The 14,234-nt window shown below is 69.2% G+C and carries 11 protein-coding genes and 1 pseudogene; 4 read left to right on the top strand and 8 right to left on the bottom strand.

Annotated elements, in window-relative coordinates:
* Positions 1–71: 71 nt before the first annotated feature.
* Together ACLQ2W_RS08735 and ACLQ2W_RS08730 are read left to right on the top strand one after the other, a co-directional pair.
* On the top strand, positions 72–2,285 hold the full coding sequence (locus ACLQ2W_RS08735) for a choice-of-anchor J domain-containing protein (RefSeq protein WP_425785944.1): 2,214 nt from the start codon (positions 72–74) through the stop codon (positions 2,283–2,285).
* 99 nt (positions 2,286–2,384) lie between these two features.
* Positions 2,385–2,930 carry a flavoprotein gene (locus ACLQ2W_RS08730; RefSeq protein WP_425785943.1) on the top strand — a complete coding sequence of 182 codons (546 nt, stop codon included), beginning with the start codon at positions 2,385–2,387 and terminating at the stop codon, positions 2,928–2,930.
* Here the strand turns inward: ACLQ2W_RS08730 and ACLQ2W_RS08725 are convergent.
* From ACLQ2W_RS08725 to ACLQ2W_RS08705, 5 genes and pseudogenes are all read right to left on the bottom strand, one after another.
* Positions 2,905–3,675 (bottom strand): DUF6082 family protein, encoded by a 771-nt coding sequence (locus ACLQ2W_RS08725; protein WP_425785942.1) that lies wholly within the window; start codon positions 3,673–3,675, stop codon positions 2,905–2,907. The two genes, ACLQ2W_RS08730 and ACLQ2W_RS08725, sit on opposite strands and share 26 nt — an antisense overlap.
* A 33-nt stretch (positions 3,676–3,708) precedes the next feature.
* The gene (locus ACLQ2W_RS08720; protein WP_425785941.1) at positions 3,709–4,323 is read right to left on the bottom strand and encodes a DUF6879 family protein; all 615 of its coding nucleotides are present in this window, start codon (positions 4,321–4,323) and stop codon (positions 3,709–3,711) included.
* Entirely contained in the window at positions 4,316–4,585 is a 270-nt protein-coding gene (locus tag ACLQ2W_RS08715) for a hypothetical protein (RefSeq protein WP_425785940.1), read from the bottom strand. Before ACLQ2W_RS08715 ends, ACLQ2W_RS08720 begins: the two co-directional genes overlap by 8 nt.
* Positions 4,586–4,681: 96 nt before the next feature.
* Positions 4,682–5,062, bottom strand: coding sequence for a hypothetical protein (locus ACLQ2W_RS08710; protein ID WP_425785939.1), 381 nt, complete (start codon positions 5,060–5,062; stop codon positions 4,682–4,684).
* Between the two features lie 53 nt (positions 5,063–5,115).
* Positions 5,116–5,971 (bottom strand): annotated as a pseudogene (locus tag ACLQ2W_RS08705) (S-4TM family putative pore-forming effector).
* A 336-nt stretch (positions 5,972–6,307) separates the two neighbouring features.
* On the opposite strand from ACLQ2W_RS08705, the gene ACLQ2W_RS08700 reads away from it, so the two are divergent.
* Positions 6,308–8,626, top strand: a complete 2,319-nt coding sequence (locus ACLQ2W_RS08700; protein ID WP_425785938.1) for a hypothetical protein — start codon at positions 6,308–6,310, stop codon at positions 8,624–8,626.
* Here ACLQ2W_RS08700 and ACLQ2W_RS08695 read toward each other — a convergent pair.
* Complete coding sequence (locus ACLQ2W_RS08695) at positions 8,610–8,993, bottom strand: hypothetical protein (RefSeq protein WP_425785937.1); 384 nt, start codon at positions 8,991–8,993, stop codon at positions 8,610–8,612. The two genes, ACLQ2W_RS08700 and ACLQ2W_RS08695, sit on opposite strands and share 17 nt — an antisense overlap.
* Before the next feature lie 340 nt (positions 8,994–9,333).
* Positions 9,334–10,329: an FAD-binding oxidoreductase gene (locus ACLQ2W_RS08690; RefSeq protein WP_425785936.1), complete on the bottom strand. Its 996-nt coding sequence runs from the start codon at positions 10,327–10,329 to the stop codon at positions 9,334–9,336.
* 404 nt (positions 10,330–10,733) lie between these two features.
* Here ACLQ2W_RS08690 and ACLQ2W_RS08685 point away from each other — a divergent pair, with 404 nt between their 5' ends.
* Positions 10,734–11,990: a helix-turn-helix transcriptional regulator gene (locus tag ACLQ2W_RS08685; protein ID WP_425785935.1), complete on the top strand. Its 1,257-nt coding sequence runs from the start codon at positions 10,734–10,736 to the stop codon at positions 11,988–11,990.
* An 18-nt stretch (positions 11,991–12,008) separates the two neighbouring features.
* Here ACLQ2W_RS08685 and ACLQ2W_RS08680 read toward each other — a convergent pair whose 3' ends face one another.
* Entirely contained in the window at positions 12,009–14,159 is a 2,151-nt protein-coding gene (locus ACLQ2W_RS08680) for an NACHT domain-containing protein (protein WP_425785934.1), read from the bottom strand.
* Positions 14,160–14,234: the final 75 nt, after the last annotated feature.

The following is a 14,234-nucleotide window of genomic DNA, read 5'->3' as shown; positions in this document are numbered from 1 at the left end:
CGTGAATGTCCTCCGGCGCACGCGACGGTGACCCCGTCGGCCGGATTCCGCACACCCGACAAGGGGGGCCAATGGCACGCAGCCGGATCGCCGGTACCGCAGCCATCGCACTCGTCCTACCGTTCCTCGGCGTCCTGCCCGCGACGGCCGCATCCGCCGCACCGGCCAAGGCGAAGGCCAAGCCGGTCGTCGACGACACCCGCGAGCTGACCCGCAAGGACTTCACGCTCGACGGCAAGCCGGTCAAGACCCCGGCCCGCTACCAGAAGCGCGCCCAGGCCCGCGCGAAGGCCGCCGCGGCGCCGACCCCGCCGGTCGGCACCGTCCGGCAGTGGCTCGGCATGGACGACTTCCAGGGCAGCTACTACCGCAAGGACTACACGCTGCGCGGCGTCGGCGACAACGTCGAGGTGTGGGTCGCCAACGACATCGCGTTCCCGGCCGACGACTGCCGCAACCAGATCCCCACGTCGACGCAGATCACCGACGCGCAGGTGCAGAGCTTCGTGCACGAGTTCGACACGAACATGTACCCGAAGGAGACGGTGGCGTTCAGCCGGCCGCCGGACCGCGACGGCAGCAACGCCCAGATCCCGCCGGACGCGCAGGGCAACGGCGGCGACTACACCGGCGGCGGCAACAAGACGGTCACCCTGATCGACAACGTCCGGGACGACAACTACTACGAATTCCCGGCCGCCCCGACCTACATCGCCGGCTTCTTCTCGGCGCAGCTCAACGAGCTGTTCGACCGGAACGTGATGACCGTCGACGCGTTCGACTGGCTGCACCGCACCGGCGCGAACCCGCCGGACGAGCCGACCGGCGACCTGTGCACCAGCCGCCCGGCCCGCCCGTTCAGCTACGAGGGCACGTTCGCGCACGAGTGGCAGCACCTGGCGCACTACTACAGCGACCCGTTCGAGACCACCTGGATGAACGAGGGCCTGTCCGACTTCGCGCAGACGCTCACCGGGTACGTGGACACGAAGGCCACCGTCTTCGACCGGGGCGCGGACAGCCACCTCTACTGCCAGCAGGGCTTCGGCACGGTGCAGACGCCGTACAACGCCAACCCGCGCGACTGCGGCGGCCCGGAGAACTCGCTGAACCTGTGGGGCGAGAGCCCGAACCCGAACGCGGTGCTCGCCGACTACGGCAACGCGTACGCGTTCATCCAGTTCCTGTACGACCGCTACGGCAACGACATCGTGCACCGGCTGCACAACGACGCCGACCTGCAGGGACTGGCCAGCCTGGACGCCGCGCTCAAGGCCGAGGGCGCGAAGAACATGTACCAGGTGATCCACGACTACCAGACCATGACGCTGGTCGACAAGATCGTCGGGGAGTCGCGCACGGGCATCATGCTCGGCGTACCGAAGAGCCGGGTGACCACGAAGAGCCTGCGCTCCACCGTCAACCTGGCCAACCCGGCCGCGTACGCCACGCCCGGCGCGGCGCCCAACGGCGCCGACTACGTCCCGCTGGCCAAGGCCGACGGCACCGTGCTGCGCGGCCGTGACCTGCGGTCGCTGTCGTTCCAGGGCGCGAAGACGCTGCCGGCGCTGCCGCTGGCCTGGACCGTCGTGACGAACGACCCGGACCGCGCCGGCAACCCGGTGCTGTTCTCCGGCAACGCCGACAACACCGACGCCGCCGCGGTCACCCCGGTGACCGTGCCGACCGCCGACCCGACGCTGCGCTTCCTCGCCAAGTACGGCGCGGAGGTCGGCTTCGACTACGGCTACGTGGTGGTCTCCACCGACGGCGGCGCCACCTACACCGCGGTCGCCGGCGACAAGACCACCGACGGTCCGCTCGGCCCGGCGCTCAACGGCACCACCGACGGCTTCGAGCCGCACAGCTTCGACCTGTCCGCGTACGCCGGCAAGAACATCCTGCTCGGCTTCCGCTACGTCAGCGACGGCGGCGTCAACGAGGGCGGCCTGCTCGTCGACGACGTCACGCTGGGCGGCACCACGGTCAGCGACGGCAGCAGCCTCGCCGCGTTCGACTCGCCCACCGAGATCAAGCCGGTCGCGGTGCACAACTGGAACGTGCGGCTCATCGGGCTGGACGAGAAGCACTCGCTGGCCTGGCAGTTCGAGTTCAACGGCAAGTCGAGCCTGACGCTCAACCGGGCGCAGCTCGCGCTGCTCGCGCTCTTCCCGAAGGTGGTCGCCGTGGTCGCCTACGACGAGCCCACCGAGCAGGTCCAGCAGTACGCCCCGTACACCCTCAAGGTCAACGGCGTAACCCAGAAAGGCGGGGCCCCCTTTTAACGCATTCGGTATAGGCGGGGCCCCCGCCTAACACCTCACCCGCCCGAGCATCCACCGACGGTGCTCGGGCGGGAGCGTTTCCGGGTAAGACTTGCGGGCATGAGTGACGCGCCGGTGCTCCACCTCGTCGTCTGCGCCGCTCCCCCGGCCCAGCGGATCGGCGAACTCGCCGACCTGCTCGCCGCCGACGGGTGGCGGGTCTGCCTCATCGCCACCCCGATCGCGGCAAGCTGGCTCGACCGCGACGCGCTCGCCGCGCAGACCGGTCATCCGGTACGTGTCGAGTGGCGTCGCCCCGGCGACCCCGAGCCGCACCCGCCCGCCGACGCCGCCGCGGTCGTGCCGGCCACCTTCAACACGCTGAACAAGTGGGCCGCCGGCGCGAGCGACACGCTGGCGCTGGGCATCCTCAACGAACTGCTCGGCACCGGGCTGCCGATCCACGTCTTCCCCCGGGTGAACGCCGCGCTGGCCGCGCATCCGGCGTACGGGCCGAATCTACGGCTGTTGCGGGAGGCGGGGGTGGTGGTGCACGACGGGGACGTGCTGCGGTCCCCGGACGAGATGACGCCGAGCCGGTGGGCGGTGGTGGTCGACGCGCTGCGCGCGGCCCGCCCCGCTACCGCGAATCCCGACGAGCGGTGAGCCGCCGCAGCAGGTGGTGAGCGGCGAATACCGCTCCCCCGCCGAGTACGGCACCTCTCACGAGGTAGACAGCGGGACGGTGCGGCTCCGGCTCGCTCGGCTCCGGCACGGCACGCGCCGCGTCGGCTGCCGGGCCCGCCGCGACGGCCATCTGGTAGCGCCGGTCCATGACCAGAGTGAAGCGACGGGCCCGCCGCGACGTCTCGGCCTTCATGCGCGGGCCCCTCGCCTCCGCCCAGAAACGTCGCCCGGCGGCGCCCGCGAAGAACTGGTCGGCCAGCACCTCCAGGTGGGGTTCGCTGAGCGCGTCGACCTCCCACATGAGCTGCCAGTGGGTGACGATCAGATTGCTGTAGACGTGCTTACGGAACCAGCGCAGATCCGTCGACTCCTCGATCGGGCCCCAGCACTCCAGCAGCCCGGGGTCGTCGATGGCCATCTTGAGCAGGTCGGTGTGCAACGCGCGGAGCGCCTGTTCCCGAGCTGCCTTGGCCTCCCGCGCCTGCACGATCAGGGAGACGACCACGCCGATCAACGCAAGAGCGGCGAGGATGGCGGAGGCGGCACCATAGGCCTGGCCGACGTTGCCGAGCAGGGGCCAGTCGTAGCCGGGACGGTCCCCGATCCAGAGCAGTCCGATCGGCGTAAAGAGCACCGCGGCGAGGATGGCCAGCACCGCGAGCAGCAGCGCGGTTGGCGCCGCCGATCGACGGGCCAGGCCGGTGACCATCCGCAGTCGGGGCACGCCTGCCTCACGGTCGCTGGTGCGGGCAGGCTACTACAGGTGGGCGGTGGAGGGCGTCCGGCCGTCGACCTCCCGACGGAAGAACGACTCGAACGGCTCGGCCTGATCGAGCATCGCCAGAATCTGGGACTTGCAGCCCTCGACGACCCCGGGCTCGACGACCTTGTCCGCGCCGACCGGAAGCCCCGTCTCGTCGTACCGGACGTCGTAGACGGCCCGGCTGCCGGCCACCATCAGCTCGGGAATCCGGCCATGGTCCCGCTCCCGCTCCGCGACGGCCTCTGCGACGAGCACGCCGATCCGCTCACCCGCTTGGGCGCGGTAGCGGAGAAAGTTCAGCTCCCAGATCAGGTATGGCGTCAGGGGAAGCTCCACGATCCTCAGCCGGTGCAGCCCCGAGCCCAGCTCGTCGAGGCGGGCGAAGAACTGGGCCAGCTCGGGATTGGGCTGAGCGGCGATCCGCAGCGCGTCGTCCCATCGACCGGCCGCGAACGCCTCCCAACTGGGGCTGTCCGGCTCCCGGAACGTCTGGGCCCGTTCGGTCTTGAGGATCACTTCGTCCACGGTCTCCACCGTGGCGTAGAAGTCGGCCTCGTACTCGGGCAGACTCAGTTGTCGGGCGGACGCCGCCCGCAGCAGGTCACGCATCCGGGATGTCCGGCTTGGCGGCCCGGATCATGCTGCGCGGAATGACGACCAGTCGCTCGTCGGGACCGACGCTGACACCCTCCGGCAGGCGTCCGTCGTACGCGGTGGTGAGGTCACGGCCGATGACGGCCACGTCACCGTTGGAAAGTTCCCAGATGTCGGGGCAGGTGGTCGTGCCGCCGCTCTCGCCCAGTTCGGCGGCGGATCGTCCGAGCCGACGGGCGAACGTCGCAGCGGGTTCGGCTTCCCATCGACCAGCCATCATCAACTCCTCAGAGTCACGAATCGAGCACTCAGAATAGCCAGCGTGAAATCGGTGGCGCCTTCGAGTTTCGCGAACTGAAGTGAATCTCCAACATCAGCGGGAGCGGGGCACCTGACGGTTGAAACGGGGACGCAGCGCCAGCACCAGTGCTTCCTTCGTACCCTCGGGGTTGTCGGTCTCCTGCCAGCGGACCTCGCACCGCCCCAGCCACCCGGCGATGTCGTCGCGGGTCGCGGCGCGGCCCGGCGTGTCGAGGAGCTGGCCGACCTGCTCGTGCAGCACCGACGAGTCACGGTTGCCGGTGAGGTGCTGCCGCAGCCGGGCGCGCAGGTTGCCGGTGCGGCCGACGTAGGCGACCACGCCGCCGTCGAGCACCAGGTGCACGCCGGGTGCGGCGGGCGCGTCGGCGACGACATCCTTCGTGTACGCCCGGGCCGGCGTGAACCCGGCCAGCAGGTCTTCGGTGTGCGGCACCGGAGGAGGGTACCGACGTCGGGCGCTCCGCGCGGCCCCGCGCGGCCCCGCGCTCAGCCGTCGAGTCGGGTCGCCGGGGCGGGCGGGTGCAGCACCTGGCCGAGACCGACCATCGTGGACTGGAAGTCGACCCGGTCGGCGGCGTGGAACCGTCGGAAGAACCAGTTCGGCACGCGGGGCTGGGTGCAGCGGCTGCGGAAGAGCAGGTCCTGCACCTGGCGGGCCACGGTGAGCAGGTCACCGGCGTCAGCGGCCGGGTCGCGGACGGCCGAGGCGATGTGGCCCTCGACGATGGTCATGGCCCGGTCGCGTTCGACCGCGATCTCGCGCTGCCCCCGGTAGATCTCGACGCCGAGCAGCAGCGCGCCGAGCGACGGCACGAACCAGGCGAGCAGCAGGTGCGCCACGGTCAGGCCGGCGAGCACCCCGTAGCCGACGCCGACCGCCGTCCAGGTCGCCACCGCGACGAGCACGGTGTACGCGTAGCGGCGGCGCAGCCGGGCGCCCCAACCGAGGCTCTGCTGCTGGCAGGCGAGGACGTCGTACGGGGCGGGCAGTTCCGGGATCTCGTAGTAGTCGCGCAGGTAGCGCTCGGTGCCCCCGGAACGCGCGGTCGAGCCGGCTGATCTCGTGCGCGGCGACCCGGTCGCCGGCCGTCACCGCGTTCCACGGTAGGCGGAACAGGTCGACGTCGAACATCTCCTGGATGGTGGCGGCCCGCCGGAGCTGACCGCGTGACCAGGAGGCGAGCCCGAGCGCGTTGACCACGGCCCAGAGCGCGCCGAGCGCGGTGACGGCGGTGGCCGACACGCCGGTGAAGGCGACTGTCGCGCCGGCGCCGGCGATGACGACGGAGACCGTGGTGCGCAGCGCGTCGAGGCGTTGGGCGCGGGAGTGGCAGACCGACATGGACCGCAGCAGCGACATCATGGCCGGGTCGACCTGACGCCTGAGCAGGGAATCAGTCCGGTCCGTCACGTCAACCTCCCGGTCCGCCGCCCCGAGCTTACATCTACGCCGCTAGATGTTACTTTCCGCTTCTTGATCACATCTTACCGTGATCACTGAACTACCGATAAGTACACTTTCGCCCTGAGGCGTGAGTTAGCGGATGCTTCGTCGGAGTTCCGGTAGGTTGAGCCAGGACTCAAGTTCCGACCACATCCCTCATCAGCAGAAAGTTCAACGACCACGATGGACGAAGGTCTCGATGCCACACCGCGGTGGCTCCGGCAGGACGCGCCCGTGCTGGCGGCACTGCGGGAATGGGCGGCCGGCCAAGGCGGCACCGCGCGGGCGCTGAAGCAGGACGCACCCCTACGCGGATACACCGGCGCCTATGCGTTCCCCGCCAGTCTGGTGATCCCCACCGGCTCGGGGCTCACCAAGGAGCACAAGAAGCTGGTCAAGGTGCATCCCGTGGGCGGGGACGGCCCGCCGGAGTCGGGCCGGCACATCCAGGCGCGGAACGACGCGCCCGGCTTCGCCGAGCGGCACATGGTCAGGGAACACCACGGCTGGCATCCGGTCGGCGACGGTCGCCACCTCTCCTTCCAGGACGTGGCGAACGGCGGCGACCCGGTGGTCGCCATGGACGAGATCGAGGAGGACGATCTCCTCGTCGCGGCCCACCGGAGGGCGCTTGTCGCCCTGCTGACGCTCTGGAACCCGCCGACGGGAAGGGGCGGGCCATCCACCGCCTCCGCCACCGTGCGCCAATACGTCGAGCGCGAGTTGACGGTGGCGAAGGCGCTGGGGGCGATCCGCCCGGCCGCCGCCGGGCTCGAACTCGGCGATCTGGACGGGGACTGGCTGGACATCGACGGCAGGATGCTGCCGAACCCGTTACGGCTGGCCGAGCAGGGCGGGCTCTTCGGCTCCCTTCTCATCAGCTACCTGCGGGGCCGGAGCCACGGCGATCTGCACGGCGGGAATCTGCTGATCCCGGCGACCGTCGACGGCACTCCCCGTCCCCACACGTTCTTCATGATCGACCTTGAGTCGTACGAGAGCCTGGCGTCGCTGACCCGCGACCCGGCGGCCCTGCTGATGTCCATGGTCCTGCGGTGGGTGGCACCACGCCCCGGTCCGGACGGTGCGTGGCCGCCCGGCCTGCCACCCCGACAGGCCGAGCCGCTCCTGCGCTACCTGGTCCGGCCGGACCAGCCCGCGCCGAGCCAACTGCCGCGCGCGCTGGCCGACATCGTGCGGCTCACGCACGACGCCGGCGTGGCGTACGCCGAGCACGGCAACTGGCGGCCGGAGTGGCGTACGCAGTTCCGGCTGTCCCTGGCCGTGCAGGCACTCGTCGCCACCACCTACGACAACGTGCGGCCGGACGCCGCCCGGTGGTGCTTCCGACTGGCCGCTCACCTGGTGGAGGCACACCGCGAGGAGCACCACCGGACGGTGACACCGCAGCCCTCCGGCGTCGGCGTACCGTCGCCCAGGCCACTCGACACGTCCCGGCCCACCGGCTGGTACCAGCATCCCGGCGAGGGGCACGATCCGGGCAGACCGGGGCGGCACCGCGCCATGCCGGCTCAGCCGCGCAACGCGGCCCCCGCCCTCGACCCGGGCCCGGTCGGGAAGCTGCCCCCGCAGCGCAACCGGAATGCCGCGGCGGACCTGGTCGGCGGGATGTGGCGCGCACGCGCCAGCCGGCCATCGGCCGGGAACGGCACCCGGCGTCGGATCATGGTCCCGGTGACCCTCGCCGTGCTCGGCACCAGCCTCCTGCCGTTGATGGCGGCGGAAGGCCCGTCGGACCGGGGCATCCGGCCGCCGGTGACGCCGTCCAACCGGACCGAGACGCCGCCGACCAGCCGCGACGACGACCGTGCGGGCACACCGTTCGAGCCGGTGGGCCCGGGCGTGCAGCTCGACCGGATCGCCGCCCGGGTGGCGCAGCGGTCGGAGCCGCCGAGCCGGGGCCGGTACGCCCACATCTGCCTGCGGGTGTGGTCACCGAACGACCTCGAGCCGCACTCGGACAGGCCGGACCGGTTCCGCGAGGAGCGGTTCTGGTGGACCCGGGAGGGCACCGGTCGACGCACGGTCCAGGCCGTCGAGCACGGCCGGCGGTCCCGGGCGAAGGTCTCCGCGCTCGGCCCGAGCGACCTGACCGACGTGCCGCCAGCGCCGTCGGAGGATCCGGCCGAACTGCGCGCGCAGGTCGCCAGCCTGCTGGACGCGAAGTCGCCGGAGCTGCGCAACGCGGCCGGTCTGCTGGAACTGGTCGCCGAGTTCCACCGGTTCTGGCCGCTCTCGGTGCCGCAGCGGGTGACGCTGCTGCGGTTGCTCGCCAGGACCGAGGGCACCATCGACAGTGGCAGCTACCCCGACCGCGCCGGCCGGGACGGGTACGCGATCAGCGCCGACAACGGCGAAGGTCAACGCGAGACGTTGCAGTTCGACGAGAAGACCGGCCGGCTGCTCAGTCACGAGAAGATCGGCGCCGGCAACGAGACGCTCGCCTCCTACCTGTTCCTGGACAGCGGGCGAACCTCGACCATCGTCGACCGGCCGTGCGCCGATCCGAAGCCGACTAACAAGGGCGGTTGACGTAGTTGGCCCAGTCCCGATAGGGCGCGGCGTCGGCACGAACCCGGTTGCCGGCGCCGACGCTGAACAACGCGGTGGTGCCGTAGTAGAACGTGACCGATCCGCTGGAGATGTTGTAGTGCGCGGACGCCACCCGGAACTGCCACTGCCACGTCGCGAGGTTCTGCCGACCACAGTCGGAGAGCTTGCCCCGGGGATAGCCGAAGTTGGGCCGGTCGTAGAAGCAGTACCACCCGTAGGGGCAGTCGGCCAGTGCGTAGGCCCCGACGGGTGCGCGCAGCGTGACCAGCACCGCGCCGTCGCCGTAGCTGATCTCGTTGGCACTCACCGGCACCCCACCCGGATGCGCCGCCAGGTAGTCGGTCATCTCGCGCTTCGCCGCCGCCATCCCTGGCGCGGGGCCGCCGGAAACGATCAGGAAAACGCCGAGGACGGCGGCCGAAACCATTCGGTACGCACGTGAAATCGCCATTCCACACCCCCGCTAGACATTGATAATCCCCTCTGTCCACCCAGAATAGGAAGGCATCTTCCCTGATCACCAGGGGTGGCGGCGCACACACCTGTCGCCATGCCGATATTTTCACCGCCGCGCAATCGGTGACCGCTGCGGTGGAATTTCCAGCGCCGGTTCTTTCCGACTGCCAATTGCGGCCTGCACTTTCGCCACGTCGATTTTCGATGTTCACGATGCGGCGGCCGGCCCGTCATCGCTGCCCGAGCGTGGGCAGGTGCAGGCGGTCGGCGGGCACGCCGGCGATGGGCAGCCAGCGGCGGGCGGCGGCGAGCATCGCGGGCGGCCCGCACGCGTACACGTGCTGGCCGGGCCGGTGGTGGTGGATCGCCAGGCCGATCGCGGTGCCCTGCTCGGCCGGCTCAGCGTCCGGGTCGTCGGAGAACGCCGGCACGATGGTCAGCCAGTCGTACGCCTGCTGGAGCTTGTCCAACGCGATCGCGTCGTACACGTCGGCGAACGTGCGCGCCCCGACGATCAGCGTCACCCGCCGACGAGTCGATGCGCCAGCGACCTGTTCGACCAGGGCGCGCAGCGGCGCCAGCCCGGTGCCACCGGCCACCAGCAGCAGATCGTCGTCCCCACCGGCCAACTCCAGCCCGGAATCGGCGGGCGCGCCGAGGTGGAGCAGCTCGCCGGGGCGTACCCCATGGACCAGGCTGCCGGAGACGGACCCGCCGGGCACGGCGCAGACATGGAACTCGACGGTGCCGTCCGCACGCGGCGCGTTGGCCGGCGACAGCCACCGCCACCGTCCAGGGTGGCGGGGCGTGCACACCGGCACCGCCTGGCCGGGCCGGTGCGGCAGCCGCCGCCACGGGCGTACCGTCAGCGCCGCGACGCCCTCGGCGGCGCGATCGTGGTCGACCACCTCGGCCGGCCACCAGGCCGGGCCGTCACCCACCCGGGCCGCGGTCCGCTCGACCAGCCGCCACACCCGCCGCCACCGCACGCCGGGCACGGCCAGCAACGCGCCGCCGAGCGCCGCCGCGTGCCAGGGCCGCCAACCGAGATCGCGGTACGCGCAGCCGAGTACCCGCAGCGACGCCAGGCGCGCCGACCGGTCTTCGCCGCCGTCGAGCAGGCGCAGCAGGGTGGCGTGCAGCAGCGCAGCGTCCCGCTCGGGCAGCTGACCGGGGCAGCGGTCCTGCATCGCCGCCCAGAACCGACCCGCCGTCTCGTCGATCACGACAGCCGCCCCACGCCCGCCGCGTACGCCGTCACGTGACCCGGGTACGGGACGGACGTGGGGTGGCTTGGCGACGCCGGGGCGCGCACGGTCGGCGGGTCTTGGGTGGCGAGCGGGGCCAGGTGGGGAAGTCGACGGGTACGGCGGGCATCGGTGGGCGCCTCCGGAATCGGGGTTTTGGGTAGCGGCGCCGGGGCGGGCGGGAGCGGCGGTCAAGCCACGATCGGGGGCGCGGCACCGCCGGAGCCAGCACCCGCCCCGGGCCGTGCCACCAGCTTCGAGCGCGAAGAGACGCGGAACTACAGCGCCGACGGAGCCCGTATGACGCAGAAATGAGGCATACGCCGCCCCACCAGCTCAACGCACTGTGACTACATTGACGACAGAACGGAGGGAGGCCGAGCATGACTTTGAAGCGGCACCGGTTCTGCCAGCGCCGCAAGGCGCTGGGATACAGCCAGGAGCGCTTGGCCGACATCCTGGGCGTGGAGCGGTCCACGGTGGTGAGGTGGGAGAACGCCGAGACGGACCCGCATCCCTGGCACAGAACCCGGATCGCCTTCGCGTTGGGCGTTACGCTCGAACAAGTCGACGACATGCTCGCCGACGTTTCGGTGGCCAAGCGCCGAGGGCAGGCTATGGGAGACGGAACTCAGGACCACGACGCCAACAGCGCGAGTGCTGCCCGGCCAGAGCTTTTGAGTGGCGTGCGGAGCTTCCTGACCGACTACCTCACGCCGCCGGCCCAGCCAGCCCAGTCCCTCGCCCAGCTTCGACGGTCCGTCCGGCGAATCCACGATCTCTACCAACGGGCGAGTTACTCATCTGCTGCCCGCCTGCTGCCTGACGTGTTACGCCAGGCAACCGAACTGACCAACGACCCCTCGGGGCACCAAACCAGGGATGCCTTCCGCCTACTCGCCGCCGGCTACCTCGCGGCAGCCAAGCTCGCGGCCAAGGTCGGCGACGGAGAAACCGCGCTGCTCAGTGCCGACCGAGCAGCGATCGCCGCGAGAATCAGCGACGACCAGGCTCTCGTGGCGATCGCGGCATACCAGGCCGCGTGCGGCCTCCTGCGGATGCCCGGCCGAGCAGGTGAAGCTGAGGAGATCACGCGCAGCAGCATCGACCACCTCGCCGCCGGCAACCCGACGGCCGATCCCGACCTGCTGTCAGCACAGGGAGCCCTGCTCCTTCTCGCCGCCGTCATGTCGGCCGGGCAGGACGACACGAGAGAATCTGCCCAGTACCTGTCGCGGGCCGAGCGGCTGGCAGCCGACCTCGGCGCGGAACGGAACCGGCTGTGGACCGCCTTCGGCCCGACGAACGTGGCCATCCATTCCGTCTCCGCCGCCGTCCGGTCCCGGAAGGCCGAGCATGCCTTAGAACTTGGGTCACGCCTAGACACCTCGCGGCTGCCGCCCATCATCGTCGGGCGGCGGGCGCAGGTGCACATCGACCTGGCCGCAGCCGCGTTCATGTCGTCGGCGGACAGGTCCACTGCGGTGCTGCACCTGCTGGAAGCCGAGCGGGTAGCCGCCGAGCAGGTACATGCGAACGTTCAAGCCCGGGCGATCCTGCTGGACCTCATGACCAAGGAGAGACGAGCGGCGACGCCAGGGCTGCGTCCGCTAGCACAACGAGCCGGGCTTCTGATGTGATACCACCAGTGGGCCCGGTCAGGGTCGCCCAATGGCACCTTTTCGCCGCGAAAGCTCCTGGACGATGAATGCGGCAAGCCCACTCGATGTATCGGATTCCGCGAGTACCGTCTCGATCGCGGAGGTGATGTGGCGGGCGTTAGCGGGCATCCCATCAAGGATGACCGAACTGATCGCTGACTGCAGCAGCCCATAGGACGCCCCAGCCCCGAGCGCCGGGCTGGACCTGTGCCCGCTACGCGCGAGACGCTCCCGCACGTCGATCAGGATCGCCGCCCGGATGATCATCTTCATGGTGTGAGGTGAGAGCATGACGTGGGAAAGCGCCCGACAAGCGAATGCCACCAGGGCAGCTTCGCCGGCTTCGCCGCTCGGCATCCGACCGATCAATAGTCGGATCAACTCGTCGGCCCCGTCGTCGGTTACCCTGTCGAATAGCTGAAGCACGATCTGACCGACTACATGGAAACGACCTCCTGAAATCCTGTCCCGGAGAAACGAGTGCAGTTCACTGAGACTCCCCCGGGTCCGCACGATGTACTCGGCTGCAAAATACTCAAGGAACGTGCGGTGGGTGAAGCCATAAGCCGGCTGGCCGTTGATGGTGTCGACATCCGAAAGAATCCAGGCGCGCCCCGTGCAAAAGTCGAGAAACTCCTCCGCCGTCTTTACCGCCTCATCGTGATCGAAGTGCTTGGCCGTAAGGTACGTGGCGATGGAAGCGACCACCCGACGCCTAGGAATGGCACTACTCGAACCAAAGTTCGACGCGCCCCCCAACTGTTCGAAGGCGAGATACTGAACCGCGCCTCGGAGTCGCGCATGGAATTCCGAAGAACCCTTGATGCCGCGCAGATTGTCCCAATACCTGAAGAGAAGAAGGGCGCAGTGCTCGTACGCTTCCACCATGTTTTGGGGAATGTATCCTTCGGATGAGTACATGCCACAGAGGAGCGACAGCAGCAGCGGGTTTCGCCGCAAGTCAGGCACGCTCGAACTCTCCCGGAGGAAGCTCTCGGTCAACCGGCGCCGCTCCGCTTCGGGCGTATGTTCATCCAAGGCGAACCATCGCTGGACATATTGAGTCACCCGCTCGTCATCGAAGTCGCAGACGCGAGCATGTGAGAATTGGCGGGAATTGAACGGAGCGTCGTCGTATCCGACCGACCGGGCAGTAACGAGAATGATCGCCAACGGGTATGCACTGGCGAAACCCTCGATGAGCTTAACCACGCGACGGCGCAATTCCGCCTCGATCAGTTCATCGAGCCCGTCAAGAATAACCACCGCTCTACCCACCGTCACCAGGTACTCGATGGAATCCGCGGGAGGCACGAGGTTGTGCGGGTCAGCAGCACATATCTTCAGATAGTCGATCAAGGTACGACCACCCGAACTAAGCCGGTTCATGTGATTTCTCAGAACAACCAGGAACGGAACCAGCTCACTACCGATTCCAGAAGAATCGGCAGCAGTGTCAAAGGCGAGCTTAGCGGCCATCGTCGACTTACCAGCTCCGGGGTTGCCGAGCACTATCAGCCGCCGAGACGACGCGAGTAGCTCCAGCAGCGGCCTCCCCGCCACGCCCGCTTCCTGCGGTTCGAGCGGAGGATCGACATACAGCTGATCGTAGGGAACCGTCTTTCGGTTACCCAGGTGTGGAAGTTGAAGTTCCCCGTGCAGCTCCACAACCTGACTTTGCAGCGATCTTGCAAAATCATTGAATGCGTGCAGATTTTCCACTTTGGCCAGGAGTTCGCCCTTACGAGCGGCCATGGATGCCAGATGCGCCACTCCGGCGGCGGACGCCGCGTCGACAAGGGGCCGCGAAAAGCGGCCAGCCTGTTCGGAGACGGCCGCCCCAAGCGAGCCCTCCAGGAGATCCGCGATACTCAGCCGCTGGCGCGCGTCGAGGCTCGCGAAGTGCCGAATACCTTCGACAATCTCAGACCGCACGGCAGACCGCACTTCGTCCGGATCCTGATTGGGAAGCAACTCTGCCAAAGTCACGTGAAGGGCAACTTCGTCGAAGTCCGGCGACGATACATAGCGCTGGAGCCCTGCAAGCTGATCTCCGCTGAGTTCTTCCAGCAACTCAGACGACAGTTTCACCGACAATGCGGGCCGCGCCGAGTCGCGAAGCCTTTCGGAGCGCCACGCGACAAGCATTCGTCTGGAAAGTGCACTCAGGGCTCGCGTTAACGCTCGCGTCGCGGACACCTCAAGACTCGTCACCATCGGGTT

Source organism: Micromonospora sp. DT227 (assembly GCF_049841835.1).
In the GTDB taxonomy this organism is placed as follows: domain Bacteria; phylum Actinomycetota; class Actinomycetes; order Mycobacteriales; family Micromonosporaceae; genus Micromonospora.
Note: the sequence above shows the minus strand (reverse complement) of the source record. Positions and strands in the feature narration are given on the sequence as shown.